11 protein-coding genes are annotated in these 19,671 nt (G+C 55.3%); 5 read left to right on the forward strand and 6 right to left on the reverse strand.

Annotated features, from left to right (window positions below; all coding sequences use genetic code 11):
• The first annotated feature begins 59 nt into the window (after window positions 1-59).
• Window positions 60-1,412, forward strand: a complete 1,353-nt coding sequence (locus tag ACID345_RS04615; RefSeq protein WP_011521702.1) for an L-serine ammonia-lyase — start codon at window positions 60-62, stop codon at window positions 1,410-1,412.
• A 161-nt stretch (window positions 1,413-1,573) separates the two neighbouring features.
• On the opposite strand, the gene ACID345_RS04620 is transcribed toward ACID345_RS04615, so the two are convergent.
• Window positions 1,574-3,925 carry a glycoside hydrolase family 31 protein gene (locus ACID345_RS04620; protein WP_011521703.1) on the reverse strand — a complete coding sequence of 784 codons (2,352 nt, stop codon included), beginning with the start codon at window positions 3,923-3,925 and terminating at the stop codon, window positions 1,574-1,576.
• A 130-nt stretch (window positions 3,926-4,055) separates the two neighbouring features.
• Between ACID345_RS04620 and ACID345_RS04625 the strand changes: the two genes are divergently transcribed.
• The 4 genes from ACID345_RS04625 to ACID345_RS04640 all read left to right on the forward strand — a co-directional run bounded on the left by ACID345_RS04625 (window position 4,056) and on the right by ACID345_RS04640 (window position 13,068).
• Window positions 4,056-5,126 (forward strand): LacI family DNA-binding transcriptional regulator, encoded by a 1,071-nt coding sequence (locus ACID345_RS04625; RefSeq protein WP_049761677.1) that lies wholly within the window; start codon window positions 4,056-4,058, stop codon window positions 5,124-5,126.
• A gap of 583 nt (window positions 5,127-5,709) precedes the next feature.
• Complete coding sequence (locus ACID345_RS04630; RefSeq protein WP_011521705.1) at window positions 5,710-9,294, forward strand: carboxypeptidase regulatory-like domain-containing protein; 3,585 nt, start codon at window positions 5,710-5,712, stop codon at window positions 9,292-9,294.
• 202 nt (window positions 9,295-9,496) lie between these two features.
• Complete coding sequence (locus ACID345_RS04635; protein ID WP_011521706.1) at window positions 9,497-11,554, forward strand: beta-galactosidase; 2,058 nt, start codon at window positions 9,497-9,499, stop codon at window positions 11,552-11,554.
• Entirely contained in the window at window positions 11,551-13,068 is a 1,518-nt protein-coding gene (locus tag ACID345_RS04640) for an alpha-L-fucosidase (RefSeq protein WP_011521707.1), read from the forward strand. The genes ACID345_RS04635 and ACID345_RS04640 overlap by 4 nt, the downstream gene beginning before the upstream one ends.
• A 65-nt stretch (window positions 13,069-13,133) precedes the next feature.
• Here ACID345_RS04640 and xylA read toward each other — a convergent pair whose 3' ends face one another.
• The 5 genes from xylA to xylF are packed head-to-tail and all read right to left on the reverse strand — an operon-like array spanning window position 13,134 to window position 19,647.
• Entirely contained in the window at window positions 13,134-14,291 is a 1,158-nt protein-coding gene (gene xylA, locus ACID345_RS04645) for a xylose isomerase (RefSeq protein ID WP_011521708.1), read from the reverse strand.
• A gap of 15 nt (window positions 14,292-14,306) precedes the next feature.
• Complete coding sequence (xylB, locus tag ACID345_RS04650) at window positions 14,307-15,824, reverse strand: xylulokinase (protein ID WP_011521709.1); 1,518 nt, start codon at window positions 15,822-15,824, stop codon at window positions 14,307-14,309.
• Between the two features lie 9 nt (window positions 15,825-15,833).
• Window positions 15,834-17,036: a sugar ABC transporter permease gene (locus ACID345_RS04655; protein ID WP_011521710.1), complete on the reverse strand. Its 1,203-nt coding sequence runs from the start codon at window positions 17,034-17,036 to the stop codon at window positions 15,834-15,836.
• Window positions 17,033-18,586 carry a sugar ABC transporter ATP-binding protein gene (locus ACID345_RS04660; protein ID WP_011521711.1) on the reverse strand — a complete coding sequence of 518 codons (1,554 nt, stop codon included), beginning with the start codon at window positions 18,584-18,586 and terminating at the stop codon, window positions 17,033-17,035. The genes ACID345_RS04655 and ACID345_RS04660 overlap by 4 nt, the downstream gene beginning before the upstream one ends.
• Before the next feature lie 2 nt (window positions 18,587-18,588).
• Window positions 18,589-19,647 (reverse strand): D-xylose ABC transporter substrate-binding protein, encoded by a 1,059-nt coding sequence (xylF, locus tag ACID345_RS04665; protein ID WP_011521712.1) that lies wholly within the window; start codon window positions 19,645-19,647, stop codon window positions 18,589-18,591.
• Window positions 19,648-19,671: the final 24 nt, after the last annotated feature.

Genomic DNA, 19,671 nt, shown 5'->3' on the forward strand with positions numbered 1-19,671 from the left:
CTGGAGGGCGGTCGTAAAAAGCATATATCCTTACGAGAAGTTCCTCCGCAGGAGCAGTAGTGAAGACCAGCATTCTCGATATTCTTCGGATCGGTATCGGTCCGTCGAGTTCCCATACCGTTGGACCGATGCGTGCGTCGCGCGAATTTCTTGTGAGGCTCGGCACAAGGCTTGTTTCGGTTGATCGACTCCTCGTCGAACTCTACGGCTCATTGGCTTTGACCGGCCATGGGCACGGAACGGACCGCGCGATTTTGCTGGGGCTCGAAGGATGCAAGCCAGAACTCGTCGATCCCGAGTTGATCGACGAAACTATTTCCAGCATTCGAAATACCCAGAAAATTAAGTTGCTAGGTGAGCGACAAATATCGTTCGGCGAAAATCTTGATTTAGTGTTCCATCGCGATATCGCGATGCCGGGCCATCCAAATACGTTGCGACTAACCGCATTCGACGATGCGGGAGATGAGATCGAGACCGCTCTCTACTATTCAGTGGGGGGCGGCTTTATTGCGCGTGAAGGCGAGGTTCAGGCTAGGGAAGAAAAGCAGGAGCCGCCTTATCCCTTCTCAAGCGCTGAGGAACTCTTGAGACTCGGAGAACGACATGGCCTCGCAATCTGGCAGATTGTGTTGGCGAATGAAGAGCGATGGCGTGGTGAAGCGGATGTTCGTGCTTACGTCGCGAAGATCTGGAACACAATGCAAGGATGCGTAGCGCGCGGGCTAAAGACCGAAGGCATCCTGCCCGGCGGTCTCAAGGTGCGGAGGCGAGCGCCAAATCTCGCACGAAGGCTTGCCGAGAAAAAAACCAGCGATCCTCTGGGGGCGTTGGACTGGGTGAACGCGTTTGCGTTTGCGGTGAACGAAGAAAACGCTGCCGGCGGTCGAGTAGTAACAGCTCCTACGAACGGTGCGGCCGGCGTTATTCCGGCGGTGGCGCACTACTATGAGAAATTCGTGCCGGAGGCGTCAGAAGATGGGTTGTTCCGCTTTCTGCTGACGGCCGGCGCCATCGGTATTCTCTACAAGGAGAACGCTTCGATCTCAGGCGCGGAAGTCGGATGCCAGGGAGAGGTCGGCGTCGCTTGCTCGATGGCCGCCGGCGGACTCGTAGCTGCCTTGGGAGGAACCAACGATCAAGTTGAGCACGCCGCGGAGATCGGTATGGAACACCATCTGGGGATGACGTGTGATCCGATTGCCGGACTAGTGCAGATTCCCTGTATCGAAAGAAATGGCGTTGGTGCTGTCAAGGCTATCAATGCGTGCCGCATGGCGATGCAGGAGCCCGAACACAAGGTGTCGCTGGATCAGGTTATCGAGACGATGTACAAAACGGGTCTCGATATGCAGACTCGCTACAAGGAAACATCACAGGCTGGCCTCGCATTGAACATCATCGAGTGCTAACGCGATTGAGTCGAAATGACGCCGGTCGACCCGCCTAGCGACTATTCAGCCTTCGTTATCCGAATGGTGTTCCCGAATTGAATGCCTTTTGACGCTTGCGATACCGCGGGCGCGAGCAAAGCAAAGAAAACGACAGCAGCGCGGCAAGCGGGATCGGTTTCTCACTTTGCAGAGATCGAGACGATTTTTCCGGCGTAGCGGACCGTCTGATCGAAAACGGACGCAGTCTCAACACCGACGCCGTGAGCGCTGCCGACAAATACCACGTGGAATGTGCGCTCATTCAGCATGCCTGGAAAGCTACCTCGGCGGTCGCCGATCTTGAGCTTATGCTCCCGCTCATTCCACGAGATTGGAATCTCCGCGTGCATGCCCTTCTCGTAGTTGTAATTGTCATTTTCGTCTTCGTATAACGTGAAGTGGCCATCAGCGCCGCGGTATACGCGCAGTTCGATCGGGTCGACGGGTTTCTCGCCGGCGTATTGCTCATCGGGACCGAGAGGCACGATTGATCCGGCACGAACGTACAAGGGCATTCGATCGATTGGTGCAGGTGCGTTGATCCAGTGGCCACCCTGTAGTTCCTCTCCGGTCCAGAAGTCATACCAGGTGGTCCCGGGCAGATAGAGGTGTCGCTCAGTTGCGCCTTGCTCCGTGACTGGATTCACGAGAAAAGCAGGTCCGTAGAGGAACTGGTCGCCGACGTTTTGCGCCTTCACGTCGTCGCGAAAATCCATAACCAGCGGGCGCATCGGCGTGTAGCTCTGATCGGTGACCATCCACGCGAGTGAGTAAATGTACGGCATCATGCGATAACGAAGCCGATCGAACTGAACTAGGACCTTTTCGGTTTCCGGACCGTAGGACCAGAGTTCGTTTTCATCGGGATTGCGCGTACCATGTGTGCGGAAAATCGGGCAGAATGCGCCGTACTGAAACCAGCGTGTGTACAGTTCGCGATATTGCGGGTCGTTAAGATTCCCTCCCGAAATAAACCCGCCAATGTCGGTCGTCCAGTAGGGCATACCTGAGAGTGAGTAATTCAGACCGGCCGGAATCTGTCGTTGGAAGGCGAGCCAGTTCTCGAGGATATCGCCGGACCATGCTGTAACGGCGTTGCGTTGCGCGCCAGCGAACACCGACCGAGAAAGGATGAAGACGCGCTTTTTGTCGCTTGCACTGCGCTGGCCTTCATACACCGCGGTTGTGGTCATCAATGGGAAGATGTTGGCATAGCGGTCGCCACTACCGATTGAGACTTTGTGACCGAGCATGATGTTTTCTTCCTGGTTCTCGGTCTCTGGCTCGGTGGTATCCAACCACCAGGCGTCCACGCCAACGCTGAAGAGAGCTTTGTCCATCAGGTTCCAGTAGTATTTACGGGCCTCTGGATTCGTAGCGTCATACACCGCCATTTGCCCGGCGTGGTACGGAGGCGAAGCGAACTTAGTGCGATCGATGAACCATCCCTTCTTGTCCATCTCCTCGTATTCTTTAGATCCCGGTTCGAAGAAAGGCCAGACGGAAATCATCAGGTGGAAATTATTTTTGTGGAGGTCGTCGACCATTCCCTTAGGATCGGGGTAATTATCGTTGAATACATGCTCGCCTTTGCGGTTCCACCAGAACCAGTCCTGCACGATGTCGTCTACCGGAAGTTTCACTTCGCGATACTTGTGTGCGACAGCGAGAATCTCCTTCTCCGATTTGTAGCGGTTCTTGCACTGCCAAAAGCCATACGCCCATCGACCGAACATGGGAGCCTGTCCTGTTAGCTCGCGATAGGAGGCGACAATCTTGTCGAGATCCGGGCCGTACAAGAAGTAATAGTCGATCGTGTCGGCGACTTCGGAACTCAGATAAAGCACGTGGACGAAACGGTTGTTGAATCGCGATCGCGATGTGTTGTTCCAGAAGATTCCATAGCCGTTCGTCGAGACGAAGAGCGGGATTGTGATGTTCGTGTTTTCCTGCGAAAGCTCAACGGACTCGCCCCGAAAATTGAAGACCCCGGCCTGGTGTTGGCCGAGGCCATAGAGACCTTCCTGCGATCCATACATGTTGATCACAGTCTCACCGCGGTAGGTGTTTTCACCGTTCACCGTCTGGGGATACATGAGGCGCTTACCGTCTGTCGCGAGCGTCTTGCCGGACGCGTCACTGTAGTTGATCGCGCCGGTTGAAGCGGTGATCTGAATCTGGAGTTTGGACGTCGTGAGCCTATAACCATCCGATGTCTTGTCGAAAGTGAACGCAGCCCGAGGCCACTCCTTTTTGATGACGACATAATCGGGGTGGCTCGCAAACGTCGAAACCGGAGAGTAGATCAAGTGAACAATCGCCTCGTTGCATATTTGGAATTTAAGGCGGGCTCCGGACTTTAGTTCAAACACGACTCCTTCCTCTGATTTCTTCGAGCCCGTGATCGGGTCGTGGGGAGTCCATTGGCCGAATGCCGGGAAACAATAACAAACCAATGAGAGGAGGAATAAAAAGATCGCCCTGAGTCGCATGAAAATCACCGCTTTCTACCGCAAGAACCCTAACGTACCGAATGAAGTACCTGCAAGCTGAAACGATTTAGACAATCATTTTTAGTGCCTTTTTGGCTGACACACCTGCCCATGAATGTATGATGTTGGCATGGCCGCGCGGAAACCCGGCAAGAAAATACATGCGCAGCAAGATGTCCCTCGCCGCGTGACATTGAAGTTCCTCGCCGAATATCTTCAGCTCTCTACTACAACAGTCTCGGTGGTGTTGAGCGACTCTCCGCTCGCGATGACGATCGCCCAGAAAACCAAGGAGAGAATCTGGGCCGCAGTTGAGAAGTTCCAGTACCGCCCCAACATGTTTGCGCAGTATCTGCATTCCAAGCGCACCTTCAGCGTAGCCGTTCTCGTGCCGGATATCGGAGATGAATACTCGTCGTCACTCATTAGCGGCATCGAGCGGCGACTGTCTGAAGCAGGGTACAAATATATCGTTGCGAGCCATCGCGGTGCTCCGAAAGAAATCGAGACATCCCCGGAAACTCTCATGGATAGGGCAGTCGAGGGCATGATTTTCATCAATACCCCCCTCCAGAAGAGACTTCCAATTCCCGTTGTCGCTGTTTCTGACATCACGACGGCACCGGGCGTGTCGAGGATTGTAATCGACAATGACCGTGCAATTTGGCTCGGGCTTTCACATCTCAAGCAGCTCGGTCACAAGCGGATCGCATTCTTCAAGGGGCCGGACCACAACGGCGACACCGAAATGCGATGGAAGGCCGTCCTCGAGAATTCCGAGAAATTCGGATTGGAAGTCGAGCGCGAATTGACCGTCCAACTCGGAACATATCCAGAAGTGAATGAATCAACAGTGTCCCACCACGGGTACGCCGCTGCGATGACGCTGCTCAAGCGAACGCGGAGCTTCACTGCTTTAATGGCGTTCAATGACGGTTCCGCAATCGGAGCGATTCGCGCTTTCCAGGATGCAGGACTCTCGGTGCCCAACGCCGTCTCGGTGATCGGGATCGATGACGTTCCTCTGGGTGAGTTTATCTACCCACGCCTTACCACAGTCCGACAGCCTCTTGAACAAATGGGTCAGCTCGCCGCTTCAACACTCCTCGACCGGATCAACGGAATGACGGTGCTTGAGGAGACAAAGGTCCTTCCCGAGTTGATTGTGCGAGAATCCACTGCTCCGCAGCGCTACAGATAATTCCCTACCAAATCGGTGTTTCCGGAATTGGGAACACTATCGTATTTCGACCGTTGTGGGATGGAAGGTGCGTCCTTAGTGGTCGAGACTGGAATTGCACGCCTAGGGTGGCGTGTTAGTGCAAAAGAATTATTGACACGGTGATATCAAGGTTTTAAAAGTGGCAGCGTTGTCTAAAACGTTTTAGATGGGAAAAATATCCATCGAGAAAAGCCGGCATGACCGGCGAAGCTGTATTCGCGTTCCACGGAACGCTTCTTACAGGCGGCCCCTGCTATGAATTCTGCGATTTACCGGCCCCTTGGGCGCTCGACAGCGTCCGAGATTCTGGTGACAGTACCCGAGCCAGTATCGATTCTCGAACTGCAGCTGAAACGCCCGGCAGGCGGCCCTCCCGTTCGAAAAGCGCTCCAATCGCCAATAACGTTCACTCCACGTATTCATTCCGTTGCAATCCTCCGTACGCACGAACTGAGGCGTTCGACCTCCAGCAGTGATGCGTCGGCGTATGGAATGAATGAGAACAAAGTGAGTTTGACCTAGAGCCCGCAATGAACCAGTGCGGGCAGTTCGGGAGGTACCAATGCGTAAGTCTATTTGCGGCATATTTCTGCTAATCGGGCTGCTCTTGGCATCAGCCGCGATGTTCGCGCAGCAGACGGCTACGATCTCAGGCACGGTCACGGATTCATCCGGCGCTGTAATTCCCCATGCCAGTGTGACGTTGACCAACAACGCTACACAGGATGTTCGTCGTACTACCGGTAATGATTCCGGTTTTTTTGTTTTCACTGCAGTTGTGACGGGAAACTACACGGTAAAGATTGAGGCAACGAGTTTCCGCGCTTGGGAGAACAAGACGATTAGTCTGCATCCTGGCGATCACTTCAACGTGAATAACATTCAGATGACCGTGGCGACCGCAAACGAAAACGTCACGGTCGAAGCGGTGTCTTCACAGGTTCAGATTCTCGATTCCGGCGAGCGTAGCTCAACCCTTTATGCGAAAGACATCCGGAATATGGCTCTCCAAGGCCGCGACGTTACAGAACTCACTAAAACACTTCCTGGCTTCAACAATCTGACTGGCGGCGGCAACGTGAACAACGCCAGCGGATATGATCCGACAATCGCGGGTATCGGCTCTTCGGTTGGGAACGGCTATAACGCCAATGGGTCTCCGACCCGCGTGGGCGGAGCGCAGTTGACGTCGGACGGCGCCAACATCATCGATCCTGGTTGTAACTGCAACGCGACACAAACCGTAAATGCCGACATGGTGCAGGAAGTGAAAGTCACCACTTCCAACTACGGAGCAGAGTCTCAAAGCGGTCCGGTGGTCATTCAGGCTGTTGGCAAGTCCGGCTCGTCCCAGTTCCACGGCGCCGCGTACCTGCACTTCCGCGATCATTCGATGAATTCGACGGACGCAGTGAACAAGTCTCTTGGTACTACGAAGCCGGATGATCGTTACTGGTATCCAGGAGGCAACTTTGGCGGTCCGGTGCGCATTCCCGGCACCAACTTCAACAAGAGCAACAAGTTGCTCTTTTGGACCGGCTACGAATATTACAACCAGAGCTTCCCGGATCAGATCGTGCCTGTCGTCACGTCCACCGTTCCCACCGACAGCATGCGCGCGGGCAACTTCGACATGAGCGCTGCCGACAATGCTCACTTTTGTGGCGTTGGCGGATGGCTACCGCAGTGCACCCCGATCACCAGCATTAATGGAACAACCGTCAACAACGGAGACATCTCATCATTTGTCGATCCAGGTGGCGCTGCGATCATGAAGATGATCCCCGCCGCGAATGCGGATCCTGCTACGAACGGTGGGCACAACTTCATCACGAATGCCATGAATACAAAGAACGGTTATATGTGGCATTCACGTGTGGATTACAGCATCACCGATTCAACCAAGCTGTATGTCTCATACAACCAGCAGAACGAAGTCGCTGGTATCCCGGTGATGTTGTGGTGGGCGCCTCCGACCGAAGTTCCATTTCCCGGCAATTTCGTTGCTCCAGGCGATTCCAAGACGATCTCAGCTAACCTCGTGAAGATTTTCAGTCCGACTCTCACGAACGAGACAATCGTCACGTGGTCATATCTGAACAATGCTTATCGCTATGACAACATGGCCGGCGTATCGCGACAGGCACTTGGGTACCCGTATCACGGCATTTTCGGCAACACGGATGTAATGCCTTCTCTGTCGAATGGTTGGTGGATTCCCGGATACCCGATGATCTACCAGCAGGACGCCCACGACTATTACAGCAAGAAGCAGGCCCCGGGCGTGACTGACAACCTCACCAAGGTGATCCGGACCCACACCCTTAAGTTCGGCTTCGACTGGCAGATGGCGCAGAACGACCAAATGAATTTCGTTCAGCAGAACGGACAAGTTCAATTTGCCACATGGGGAGCAAGCGGCAATCCTGTTGCGAACCTGCTCCTCGGCTCGACCACCGGCTATACGGAATCCTCGAAGAACACTCCGCAGAACATGACTTACCAGACCTTCGGGTTCTACCTCCAGGACGATTGGAAGGTAACACGTCGCTTGACGCTGAATCTCGGTGTCCGTCTCTCGCATGACCCAGGTTGGACAGATCACAGCGGCAACTACGGGCTGGCGACGTGGACACAACGGCAGTACAACAGCGACATCGCCGCCGGGAATTCATTCCTGCCCGGTATGCGTTGGAACGCCGTGGACGGCAGCGTTCCGTTGTCAGGGCGTGACGTTCAGCTGATCTTCGCCGCTCCGCGTGTCGGACTCGCGTTTGACGTCTTTGGCGATGGCAAGACTGCATTGCGCGGCGGTTTCGGCGCGTACTACTACCATGATCAGTTCAACGACTATCAGGGACCACTGAGCACTGCGCAGGGCGGACGTTCTTGCGCTACCACTGGCGTCGCCACACTCGCGCAGATCGATGCACAAGAGAATGTGAACTGCTCGCAGGTTGGCGGAACCTACGCTGTCAATCCGAATGATGACTCAGAGCCGCTTACCTATACGTATAGCTTCACGTTTTCGCAGGCTCTTCCCAAGAACTCTCTGCTGGAGATCGCGTATTCCGGCAATCAGAGTTCGAACTTGATCGTCCCGAACCAGAACCAGAACATCATTCCACTGGGCGCGTTCTTCAAGCCCGACCCGGTCACCGGTGTTATTAACTCGGTTCCGGACCTCGAGCAGGGCGCGAACGGCGCGAACAAGAACAACTACAAACCGATGCTCGCCTATACCGACCTGAACCTGGTCCAACATGGTGCATTCGCCAATTACAACGCACTTCAGGTTTCGTATGCAAAGCCCAGCGGTGCATTTACTTATAGCTTCAACTACACATGGTCGAAGGCGATGGGAATCATCGGCCAAGGCCCGGGCGGGTATAACACGCAGCCTGATCCGGCCAACTTCCACAACGATTACACCGTTTCCTACATCAATCGCCCGCATGTGTTCAATGCGACGTATTCGTATGAACTCGGCAACCTAGTGAAGGGGAATAAGCTCCTTGGCGGCTTGACCAACCACTGGATGTTCTCCGGAATCACGAGCATTCAGACGGGAGCTCCTCTGGCCCAGTCGAGCACCATTAATTTCAACCTGAGCGCCGCGGGCACCACCAGCGGTTGCACCGCTGGTGCGGACAACTGCTTCCCGAACTACTACCTCGACAGCACTGCAGTTTTGGGTAGCTCTGATTACAAACTGATGCCGATGGTGAACTGCGATGTTACGGGGCACGGCGATCATCAGTACATAAATGGTTCTTGTTTTGGGGCGCCGACGACCGGCGACAACGGTGGGTTCATTCCGCCCACGCTTTACGGTCCGGCGTATTGGAGCAGCGATCTTGCAGTTCAGAAAACCTTCAAAGTCAGCGAGAGGCAGAACGTCGAATTTCGCCTCTCGGCTTTCAACTTCCTGAATCACAAGTTGACATCCTTCTACTCCAACGACACCACGAACCTGACACTGAAATACATGCCAGCCGTCAGTGGCTTGTCAGATTACACGGGATACTCTGGTCCCTACACGCAGTACATGAACCCGGGTTACACGTTCGGAAATACGGCGAGAAATGGCAGCAATTGGGTCAATGGCCGCCGCGTAGTCGAACTGAGCTTCAAATACTCCTTCTAACCAACGATGGGCGGCCGCAAGGTCGCCCATCCGATAAATCACTCTCGAATCGGGATGGCAGCCAGCCATCCCCTTTTTTCCTGAGGGCCCCCGCAGACATCTGGAATGCGGATGCGTTGCGTGCCGGTGACTGTGCCAAAGCCCCTCTGTATATTCAATTGCGTTCGGACTTAGAGGCAGAACTCTTATCGAGGAAATCGCGATGAATGCATTAAAACGGCTATTGGTCTTCAGCGCAGTTGCTGGATTGCTCACCGTGTTCGCTCCAGCTCAGAAGACGAACGCGCCATCGAATTCAGGATTGATGCTGGGAGTTGCATGGTATCCAGAGCAATGGCCCGAAGACCGCTGGGAGAAAGATCTCGTCCTCATGCAAGCGGCGGGAATCCACGTAGTGCGTATCGGAGAGTTCGCGTGGAGCACGATGGAACCGAGCGAGGGAAAATACGAACTCGATTGGCTCCAGCGCGCGACCCGACTCGCTGCGAAGCATCACATCGACGTCATTCTTGGCACTCCTACTGCGGCCCCTCCAGTCTGGTTAACTCAGAAATACCCCGATACTTTGCTCATCGACGAACAGGGAAAACGCGCGGTGCATGGCAATCGCGCCCACTTTTCATTCACGAGCCCACGCTACCGCGAGTTCTGCCGCAAGATTGCGGAAGAGATGGCGCGGAAACTGGCGAAAGAGCCGAACGTTATCGGCTGGCAACTGGACAATGAGGTTTCCAATCCGTCGTATGACGGGTACACACGCGCGCAGTTCCAGGAATGGCTGAAGGACAAATATAAGGGTCTCGACGCTCTCAATCAGCACTGGACGACAGCCTACTGGAGTCAAACGTACTTCGATTGGTCGCAGATTCCGATCCCAGTGGGCGGCAATAACCCCGGCCTCATGCTCGATTGGAAACGGTTCATCACCGACACTTGGTATAGCTATCTTTCGAATCAGATCGCGGCAATTCGCAAGTACGCGCCGGCGTCCCAACCGATTTGTACAAACACAATGGGACTCTTCGATGGTTTCGACCACTACAAAGTTGAAAGTGAACTCGACATCGTCGCGTGGGACCATTACGTCGGCCAGGGCCACCTTAATCCGGACTTTGCCGGATTCATCCACGACCTGAATCGCGGATTGAAGCAGAAGAACTTCTGGGTGATCGAGACACAACCGGGCGCGGTGAATTGGCAATCGATCAATAACGTGTTGGACAAAGGTGAAGTGCGAGCGATGGCTTGGCACGACGTTGCGCACGGCGCGGACATGGTGAGTTATTGGCAATGGAGAAGCGCACTGAATGGGCAGGAGGAATATCACGGAGTGCTGGTGGGCGCGGACGGCACCCCTGTTCCGGTTTACGACGAAGTGAAACAGGTTGGTAACGACTTCGCGAAGGCGTATCCAGTTCTCGCGGGAACGTCGCCGCATTCCGAAGTTGCGATGCTGCATGACTACGACAGCCGTTGGGCGATCGATTGGCAGAAGCACAATCGCAACTACGATCAGATCAAAATCCATGTCTCGTACTACCACGCCCTCCGAAAACTGGTCCACAGCATAGATGTCGTGAATCCTTCAGTTGCACTCAAAAACTACAAAGTCGTCGTTGCTCCAAATCTGAGTCTCATTCCCGACTCGCTGGCAAAGCATTTGCGTGAATACGTGGAACAAGGGGGGCATCTCGTCCTCGGGCCGAGAGCCGGCATGAAAGACGAGTTCAACGCGTTGCTTACGGAACGACAGCCTGGAGCACTGGTCGATACTCTCGGCGGGCGAGTGGAGCAATTCTATGCTTTGGATCAGGACGTTCCTCTCGAAGGCCCTCTTGGGTCGGGGCACTCTTCCCTCTGGGCCGAACAACTTAGCGCAAAGCCGGGAACGGATGCCTTGCTCACCTTTGGAAAAAGCAACGGTTGGCTCGACCGTCAGCCTGCAATCATCTCGCGCAAAGTCGGGAAGGGAAGAATCACATACGTGGGGGCCGTGCTCGATGAATCCCTGATGGACAAATTTGCCGGATGGATATTCTCGACCAGTGGATTGCATTCTGCATTTGGTCTCATTCCGGATGGTGTTGATGTTTCGGAGCGAAGTGGCAATGGGAAAGACGTGTTCGTGCTCATTAACTTCAAGCAAGAGAACCAAAGCGTGCAACTCCCGAAGAGCATGAAGCGGGTACTCGCGAATGGGGAATCGGTGAGTAGCGTAAATCTGCCGCCGTACGGAGTGGAGGTCCTGGAGGCGCAATGAACAAGCCGCTGGTGGTGCTCGCATTTCTTGCTATTGGAACTCTGTTAACCGAAGCGCAGGAGCAACCTGCAAATGTTCAACGCGAACTGAAGTCCATTGACCACACTGTCGCTGCAGGGCCGTTCCGCGATGACTGGAATTCCCTGAAACAAATGAAAGTTCCCGATTGGTTTCGCGACGCAAAATTCGGGATCTTCATTCACTGGGGTGCGTACTCCGTGCCGGCGTGGGGCAACGAGTGGTATCCGCGAAACATGTATCAGAAGAAAGAGCCGGAGTTCGCTCACCACATCGAGATTTACGGGCCGCAGAACAAATTTGGCTACAAAGATTTTCTGCCACAATTCACGGGAGACAAGTTCGACGCCGATCAGTGGGCCGACCTGTTTCGTCGCGCAGGAGCGAAGTACGTGATCGAAGTCGCCGAGCATCATGACGGCTTCGCGATGTACGACACTCAATTCAGCGAGTGGAAAGCTACAAAGATGGGACCGCATCGTGACGTGATCGCCGAACTTGGCCCGGCGGTTCGCAAGGCTGGATTGCATTTCGGAATCTCGTACCACCGCGCGGAGCACTGGTGGTTTTTCGATGGCGGCAGAACGTTCGACTCCGATGTAAACGACCCGAAGTATGCGAGTTTTTACGGCCCGGCCCAGCCTCAACGCTTGCCTGGTGCAGATCGTGACAATCAGCCAGATGCCGCGTTCCTTTCCGACTGGCTTGCCCGCAGTGGAGAAATTGTCGAGAAGTATCACCCGGACCTCTGGTATTACGACTGGTGGGTCGGCCAGCCGGCGTTCGAACCCTATCTGCGGAAATTCGCAGCGTTCTATTACGACGAAGCAGCCAAGGCGCAGCAGCCGGTTGTCATGTACTACAAGGAAAAAGCAATGCCGCAAGGCACTGCGGTTCACGACGTCGAGCGTGGCAAACTCGCGGCCATCCAACCCGAACCTTGGCAAACTGACACTTCGATCAGCTACAAATCATGGGGCTACCTGAAAGATGACTCGCTGCGAACGCCAAAATCCATCGTGCAAGACTTGGTTGATATCGTTAGCAAGAATGGGTGCTTGCTATTAAATGTCGGTCCGAAGCCAGATGGAACGATTTCAGAGGACGAGCAGAAGATCTTGCTCGCAGTCGGAGAGTGGCTCTCTCTGAACGGAGAGGCTATTTACGGCTCTCGTCCGTGGACGACTTTCGGCGAAGGTCCGACCCAGGTGAAAGAAGGCAGCTTAAACGAAGGCGAGCAGAAGCCGTTCACTTCGGACGATATACGCTTTATTCGGAACCATGAGGCGCTGTATGCAATTTCGATGGATTGGCCGAAAGATGGAAGCATACGGATACGGTCACTCGACAAGGAATTGAAAGTGAGGAGCGTGTTGCTGGTGGGATCGGCAGGCAAGGTATCTTTCAAACAAGATGCCGAGGGGCTTTGGGTCGAACTGCCTAAGGATATAAGTGATGAACTGCTTCCGGTTTTGAAAATCGAATTTCGCCAATAGATTTTACGGACGAGTACAAGGGGCTGCCGCGGCAGCCCCTTGTACTCGTCAAACAGAAGGCCTGATTACCGTATTCCCCACAACAGTTCCATAGTCAGCTGATCGAGGCGCTCGTATTGCAGGCCGCGCTTCGCAATGGCTGCGCGATCATAGGTGCGGTTGAGAAGAGACAGAGCGCCATCGTGTGAATATTTCGAGCTGCCGGTGGTTTGCGGGTTGATCTCGGAGAAGATTTGCTGGATCTCCTTGTCGGCATTCCAGCGCTGCGCCTTTTCCTTCAGGATCAGGTAGCTTCGCATGCATCCGCGCGCAAAATCCTTTACGCCGGCGATGTCTTCTGTCCTGTAAGCGTGCGCGTCAAAGTGGCGCGGCCCTTGATACCCCGAGTCTTCAAGGAACTTCACCAACCAGAACATTGATTTTGGGGTTGCAGATGCAAAACGAAAATCCTGGTCATAGCGCCCAGGGTTCTGATCGTTTAGATCGATGTGGAAGAGTTTGCCCGCTTCCCATGCTTGCGCAACCGCGTGAAGCGCGTTCAATCCCGCCATGTGCTCGTGCGCGACCTCAGGATTTACACCAACCATCTCCGGATGCGCAAGGGTTGGGATGAAACCGAGATAGGCACCAGTCGTCGGCATGTATATGTCGCCGCGAGGTTCGTTTGGCTTGGCCTCCAACGCAAATTTGAAACCATACTTTTTGTCGAGATTGTATTCGCACAAATAATCGATGGCTTCGCGCAACCGCTTGAAGGGTTCTTCGGGACGGCGGCACGCATCAGTCTCAGTTCCTTCGCGCCCACCCCAGAGCACAAAGAGCTTAGCGCCTAACTCGGCGCCGAGATCCATAGCGCGCATCGTCTTCTGAAGAGCGTACGCACGCACATCGGCGTCGTTTGCGGTGAAAGCTCCATCTTTGAAGATTGGATCGAAGAACAAGTTGACCGTCGCCATCGGCACGACGATGCCGTGCTGCCTGCAGGCCGCCTGAAAATCGCGGACGATCTTGTCGCGCTCGGATGGCGTCGCGTCAATTGGAACAAGATCGTTATCGTGAAGATTGACCCCCCATGCGCCTACCTCGCGGAGCAAAGCGACAATGTCGTTCGGAGGGATAGTGGGGCGCACTGCATCGCCGAAAGGATCGCGGCCGCGGTTCGCGATCGTCCAAAGGCCGAACGAGAACTTGTGTTCCGGTCGCGGCTGGTAAGCATCAGACATGTGTTCCTCCAGGTTTCATGCCACCGTCGAGGTGGCGGCCATACCGATCGAGCGCAGCGCTGGATAAATGCGACGATAACGTTCGTATTGCTGCTGCAAGACGGCTGAATTCGTTAGATCGGGCGCGATCGTCTCGCCGACCTGAACAGTTTCGGCGCACGCGGCATCCACCGTGGGCCAGACCTTTGCGCCAACACCGGCGAGCAGGGCGGCGCCATGGGCTGCGCCCTCATCGACAAGAATCGTTTCGACTTTATGCTTATAGACATCTGCCTGGATTTGGCGCCAGAGCGGTGAGCGTTGCCCGCCGCCTCCGAGCCGAATACTCGAAACGGGTACTCCCATCTCGGCGAAGATCGAGAGGCTATCACGCAAACTGAAGGCAACCCCTTCCAGAATTGCGCGAAGGATGTGTGCGCGACCGTGATTTGCCGCGAGTCCGACAAGTGCTGCCCGAGCGTTCGGATCGACGTGGGGTGTGCGCTCACCCATAAGGTATGGCGCCCAAAGCACCCCGTCGCATCCTGGCGGGGCGGAGGCAGCTTCGTCCATTAGGCGATCGTAGGGATCGCGTCGATCTTCCACTCGCGTGCCAAAGTTGTCGCGGAACCAGCGGAGAGACAGCCCGGCAGCTTGCGTCACGCCCATCACGTGCCAGCGCCCCGGAACAGCGTGACAGAATGTGTGTAATCTCCCCAGCGGGTCCATTGCAGGGCGATCCGTAGATGCAAAGACCACACCTGATGTGCCGATCGTCGCATGCACCGCGCCTGCGCTTACAACTCCGAGCCCAACGGCGCCCGCCGCTTGATCGCCAGCTCCCGCTACCACGGGCGTTCCCGCTGCGAGCCCCGTAGCTGCTGCACCCTCTTTCGACACCACGCCACAAACGTCGCACGATTCGAAAAGCGGCGGCAATGCCTTGAGATCGATGCCCGTCGCGTTCGCCATCTCACTTGACCAACGCCTGCGCGCAACGTCGAGCAGCAAGGTGCCTGAACCGTCCGCCATGTCCATTGCGAATTCGCCTGTGAGGCGAAGACGAACGTAATCCTTGGGCAGTTGCAGTCGGCGAAAACGTTCATAGAGTTTCGGTTCGTGCTTCCGCACCCACATCAACTTGGTCAGAGTGAAATTCGTGAGCGCTGGATTGCATGTCCATTCAATGAGCTGTTTCTCGCCGATTTGTTCTGTCAGTTCGCGAGCTTCTTCGGCAGTGCGCTGGTCACACCAGATCAGTGAAGGCCTCAGTACTTGATTGTTCTCGTCGAGCAGAACGGCACCATGCATCTGTCCGGAGAACCCCACAGCCGCGATCTCGGAGTTGGTGACGCCTGACTCGACAAGCACGGCTCGGACGGATTCACCGCATGCTCGCCACCAGTCGTGCGGATCTTGCTCCGCCCATCCAGTTTTCGGAGAAGCAAACGGCTGATGCTCGGCAGTGCGCGAAGCGATCACGCGGCCTTTGTCGTCAATCAAGACCGCCCGCGTTCCGCCCGTGCCAACGTCGATTCCGAGTAACTTCGGCATGCTCTGATCCTATCCGTTGCGCTTGCGGCTGAGCATGTCGAGCGCAACAGCGGCAACGAGAATGGTGCCCTTCACGATATCTTGCGTAAAATCGGGAACGTTTTTCAGCGACATCCCATTGTCCAGGCTCGCCATGAACAGCGCGCCCATGCATGCGCCCGCTATGGTACCGCGCCCGCCCATCAAGCTGGCCCCGCCGATAACGCACGCCGCAATGGCATCCAGTTCAAGCAGAAGTCCAGCGTCAGGCGATGCGCTTCCGACGCGCGCGGTATAGATTACGCCTGCCAACCCAGCGAGCAATCCCAGTACGCCGAATGTCGCAATGGTCAGCGCGCGAGTGTTGATGCCGGAGAGGCGCGCAGCTTCACGGTTCCCGCCGACGGCGTACATGTAACGTCCCCAGGTTGTGTTTGACATAACAAAGGCGCCAGCAAGGGCGACAATCAGGAACAATAGGACGGGTACAGGGATTCCTTCATACGCGTTGAGCATAGCAACCAGGGCCACGGACAAAACCGAGGGAATACCGATGCGAAGTGCAAGCTGCGTACTCGAAAGAGTTGATAGTCCAAGGCGCTTGCGCGAGGACTGCCAGCGAAGCTGCGTGACGATAATCGCTACCACCGCCAGAGCAGCGAACGCCCAGCCGATCGGTTTGTCCAGATAGGATTGGCCGATTGAGTTGAAATTGTACAGTTGGATTGGAATCGTCTGGCCCGCACTGATCGCTTTTGTTACGCCGCGCCAAGCAAGCAGTCCTCCGAGAGTCACGATGAAGGACGGAACGCGAGCGTACGAAGTGAGGATTCCCTGTGCGCAGCCAATGATCAGGCCAAAGACAAGAGCGATGGTCAAGGTCGCGGTCACACCCCAGGCGTTGTTTGCCTGGACGAGCGCTGCAGCCATCCCTGTTAGACCAACTAGCGATCCAACGGACAAATCGATTTCGCCAATCACGATCACCATCAGCATGCCCACAGAGAGCACACCGGTGACAGCCATCTGTCGCGTGAGGTTTGAAAAGTTGCGCGCATTCAGGAATACGCCGTGAGTGGTGTATTCGAACACGATCCAAATCGCCACCAGCGCAGCCGCCATCGTGTAAGCTCGCGCGGTTGCACCGAACTTCACTTGCGGCGGAAGATTGCTCGTCCTTCCAGCCTCAACAATTTGCACACTCGTGGCTACTGCACGATTGTTGCCGCTCATGCGTCGCTCCTGCCGTGCGACGACGAATTGATTTCTTTGATTCCAGTAGCAAGGCTCATGATCTTTTCAGGAGTTGCCTCGGCGCGCTTCAGTTCGCCCCTGACACGTCCTTCGTGAAGTACAAGAATTCGGTCACAAATTCCGCGCAACTCTTCTAACTCCGATGAAACCACGAGTAGAGCAAGGCCTCGATGCGCAAGTTCGTCGATTCGGGAGTAGATCTCCTGTTTGGCGCCAACGTCGATGCCGCGGGTGGGTTCGTCGAGCAGGAGGATTTTTGGATTCTTCATCAACCACTTGCCGAGTACGACCTTTTGCTGGTTGCCACCCGACAGCGTGCCTACGACCGTCTCTGGTGAGTTCGCCTTTACGCGCAGGTCCTTCATTGTCTGCTCAACGCGAGCAACTTCGCTAACTTGGTCCAAGACGGATGCTTTCGCGAAACCCTTCAAGGCGACGAGGCTCATATTGCTCTGGACGGAATGATCAAGCGACAAACCGAGTCGTTTGCGATCTTCCGTCACAAAGGCAATGTTGTGGGCGATCGCGTCTGCAGGTTGGGTAAGCGCCACGTCCTCGCCTTCGACGAGGATCGACCCAGTACCGTGCTCTGGAAAGGATCCGAACAGTACATTGAGCAGCGCTGTGCGACCCGATCCCATCAACCCCGCAAGGCCGACCACTTCGCCAGCACGCACCTGAAGCGAAACGTTTGTTAGCACATTGCGGTTTGGCAATGTCGGATGCTTAACGGTTAGGTCCCGGAGTTCTAAAGCAACTTTACCTGCCGCACGCTGCGGCTCAGGGAAGACCTGCTGGATGTCGCGGCCCACCATGAGAGAAATCATCTGCTGACGATTGACGTCCCCGCGGAGTTTAGTTGCGATCGTACGTCCATCTCGCAGGATTGTGATCCGGTCCGCGAGCGCGAGAACCTCATCGAGGCGGTGCGAAATATATATAAGTCCGAGGCCCCGCCCCCGGAGCGCACCCAGAATGTCGAAGAGTGTCTGCGATTCGGCTTCGTTTAGAGCAGCCGTGGGCTCATCGAGAATGAGAATTCTCGCATTGTGCGAAAGAGCCTTCGCTATCTCAACCAGTTGCTGTTGGCCAATACCGAGATCACGGACGAGCCTTTCTGTCGGCAGGTCGACGCCAAGCGAATCGAGCAGAACCCGCGCTGTTTTGTGAACATCGCTCCAGCGCACAAACGGACCGGAAGCCTGCAGCCGTCCGAGGAAAATATTCTCAGCAATGGAAAGCTCAGGAACCAAAGACAATTCCTGGAATACGATCGCGATTCCGGCGCGCTCGGCAGCGCGAATTCCGTCAAACTGCTGCTGAGCGCCCTCGATCACAACACTTCCGGAATATTCCCTGTGAGAATAGACACCGCTCAGAACTTTCATGAGCGTAGATTTGCCGGCGCCGTTCTCACCTACGAGAGCGTGAATCTCGCCTCCGAGCAGGTCGAAGCTGACTCCGTCCAGCGCGTGTACGCCGGAGAAGTCTTTAGACACGTCGACCATGCGCAACAGAGGTTCTGGCATCGCTAGTCCTTCGGCCACTGCGTGCGCGAGACATTTTTGTATATGTCTTCGCGCTTCAAGAAGCCGTCTTTAATGACAGTAGAATCGATGTTCGTGCGATCAACAACAATCGGCGCGAGAAGAATTGAAGGAACTTCTTTCGCGCCGTTGTTAACGTTCGAATTTGACTGGACCTTCTCGCCACGCGCAAGCGCTACCGCCGCCGCTGCTGCATTTTCTGCGAGGGGCTTGATCGGCTTGTACACGGTCATCGACTGCGTGCCCTCGACGACGCGCTGCGCGGCCGCGAGGTCGGTGTCTTGACCCGATACAAGCACTCTCCCCGCCAAGCCCTGTTCTCCAAGCGCCTGAATGGCGCCACCGGCGGTGCTGTCATTTGAAGTCACCACCGCGGCGACATGATTATTTGCCTGCGTGAGAGCGTTTTCGGTGTGACGCAGAGCTTCACTAGGCAGCCAGTCTTTGGCCCATTGGTCCGCGATGATGCGAATGTCGCCGCGCTTGATGGCGGGACTAAGAACCTGCATTTGGCCTTCGCGAATTAAGTGAGCGTTGTTATCCGTTGGTGAACCGCCGATAAGAATGTAATTGCCCGCTGGTGCGCGGGCGTAGAGGTATTTCGCCTGTAACTCACCAATCAGCTTGTTGTCGAATGAGACATACAGACTCACATTCGAATCGCGAATCAGTCGGTCATACGAGATCACGGGCACGCCCTGCGCCTCAGCACTGCGCACCGCCGATGCCATGACTTCGCCGTTATGCGGCACTATGACAAGAACATCGACGCCCATCGTCAGCAAGTTTTCGCACTGTCGGATCTGGACAGCATCCACTCCGTTGGCGGATTGTATGAATACTTCGGCTCCGAGTTGGCTGGCTTTCGCCACGAAGGCATCCCGATCATGTTGCCAGCGTTCCAATTGCAGCGAGTCGAGCGACAATCCAATCTTCACCGGGCCCTTGCCGCGAGATTGCCGCGCCTCTTCATGCCCACGGTGGCAGGATGTTGAGAATTCGAGCAGAGCCACTATACAGAGTAAGAGGATGAAGTTGCGCATGGACCAACGTGCCTTGGCGGCAGC

The organism is Candidatus Koribacter versatilis Ellin345, from assembly GCF_000014005.1.
Classification (GTDB): Bacteria; Acidobacteriota; Terriglobia; order Terriglobales; family Acidobacteriaceae; genus Korobacter; species Korobacter versatilis_A.

Bases quoted from the DNA above. Each gene is read 5' to 3' on its own strand.
- ACID345_RS04620 (WP_011521703.1), bottom strand. From the start codon at position 3,925: ATGCGACTCAGGGCGATCTTTTTATTCCTCCTCTCATTGGTTTGTTAT.
- ACID345_RS04625 (WP_049761677.1), top strand. From the start codon at position 4,056: ATGGCCGCGCGGAAACCCGGCAAGAAAATACATGCGCAGCAAGATGTC.
- ACID345_RS04630 (WP_011521705.1), top strand. From the start codon at position 5,710: ATGCGTAAGTCTATTTGCGGCATATTTCTGCTAATCGGGCTGCTCTTG.
- ACID345_RS04635 (WP_011521706.1), top strand. From the start codon at position 9,497: ATGAATGCATTAAAACGGCTATTGGTCTTCAGCGCAGTTGCTGGATTG.
- ACID345_RS04640 (WP_011521707.1), top strand. From the start codon at position 11,551: ATGAACAAGCCGCTGGTGGTGCTCGCATTTCTTGCTATTGGAACTCTG.
- xylA (WP_011521708.1), bottom strand. From the start codon at position 14,291: ATGTCTGATGCTTACCAGCCGCGACCGGAACACAAGTTCTCGTTCGGC.
- xylB (WP_011521709.1), bottom strand. From the start codon at position 15,824: ATGCCGAAGTTACTCGGAATCGACGTTGGCACGGGCGGAACGCGGGCG.
- ACID345_RS04655 (WP_011521710.1), bottom strand. From the start codon at position 17,036: ATGAGCGGCAACAATCGTGCAGTAGCCACGAGTGTGCAAATTGTTGAG.
- ACID345_RS04660 (WP_011521711.1), bottom strand. From the start codon at position 18,586: ATGCCAGAACCTCTGTTGCGCATGGTCGACGTGTCTAAAGACTTCTCC.
- xylF (WP_011521712.1), bottom strand. From the start codon at position 19,647: ATGCGCAACTTCATCCTCTTACTCTGTATAGTGGCTCTGCTCGAATTC.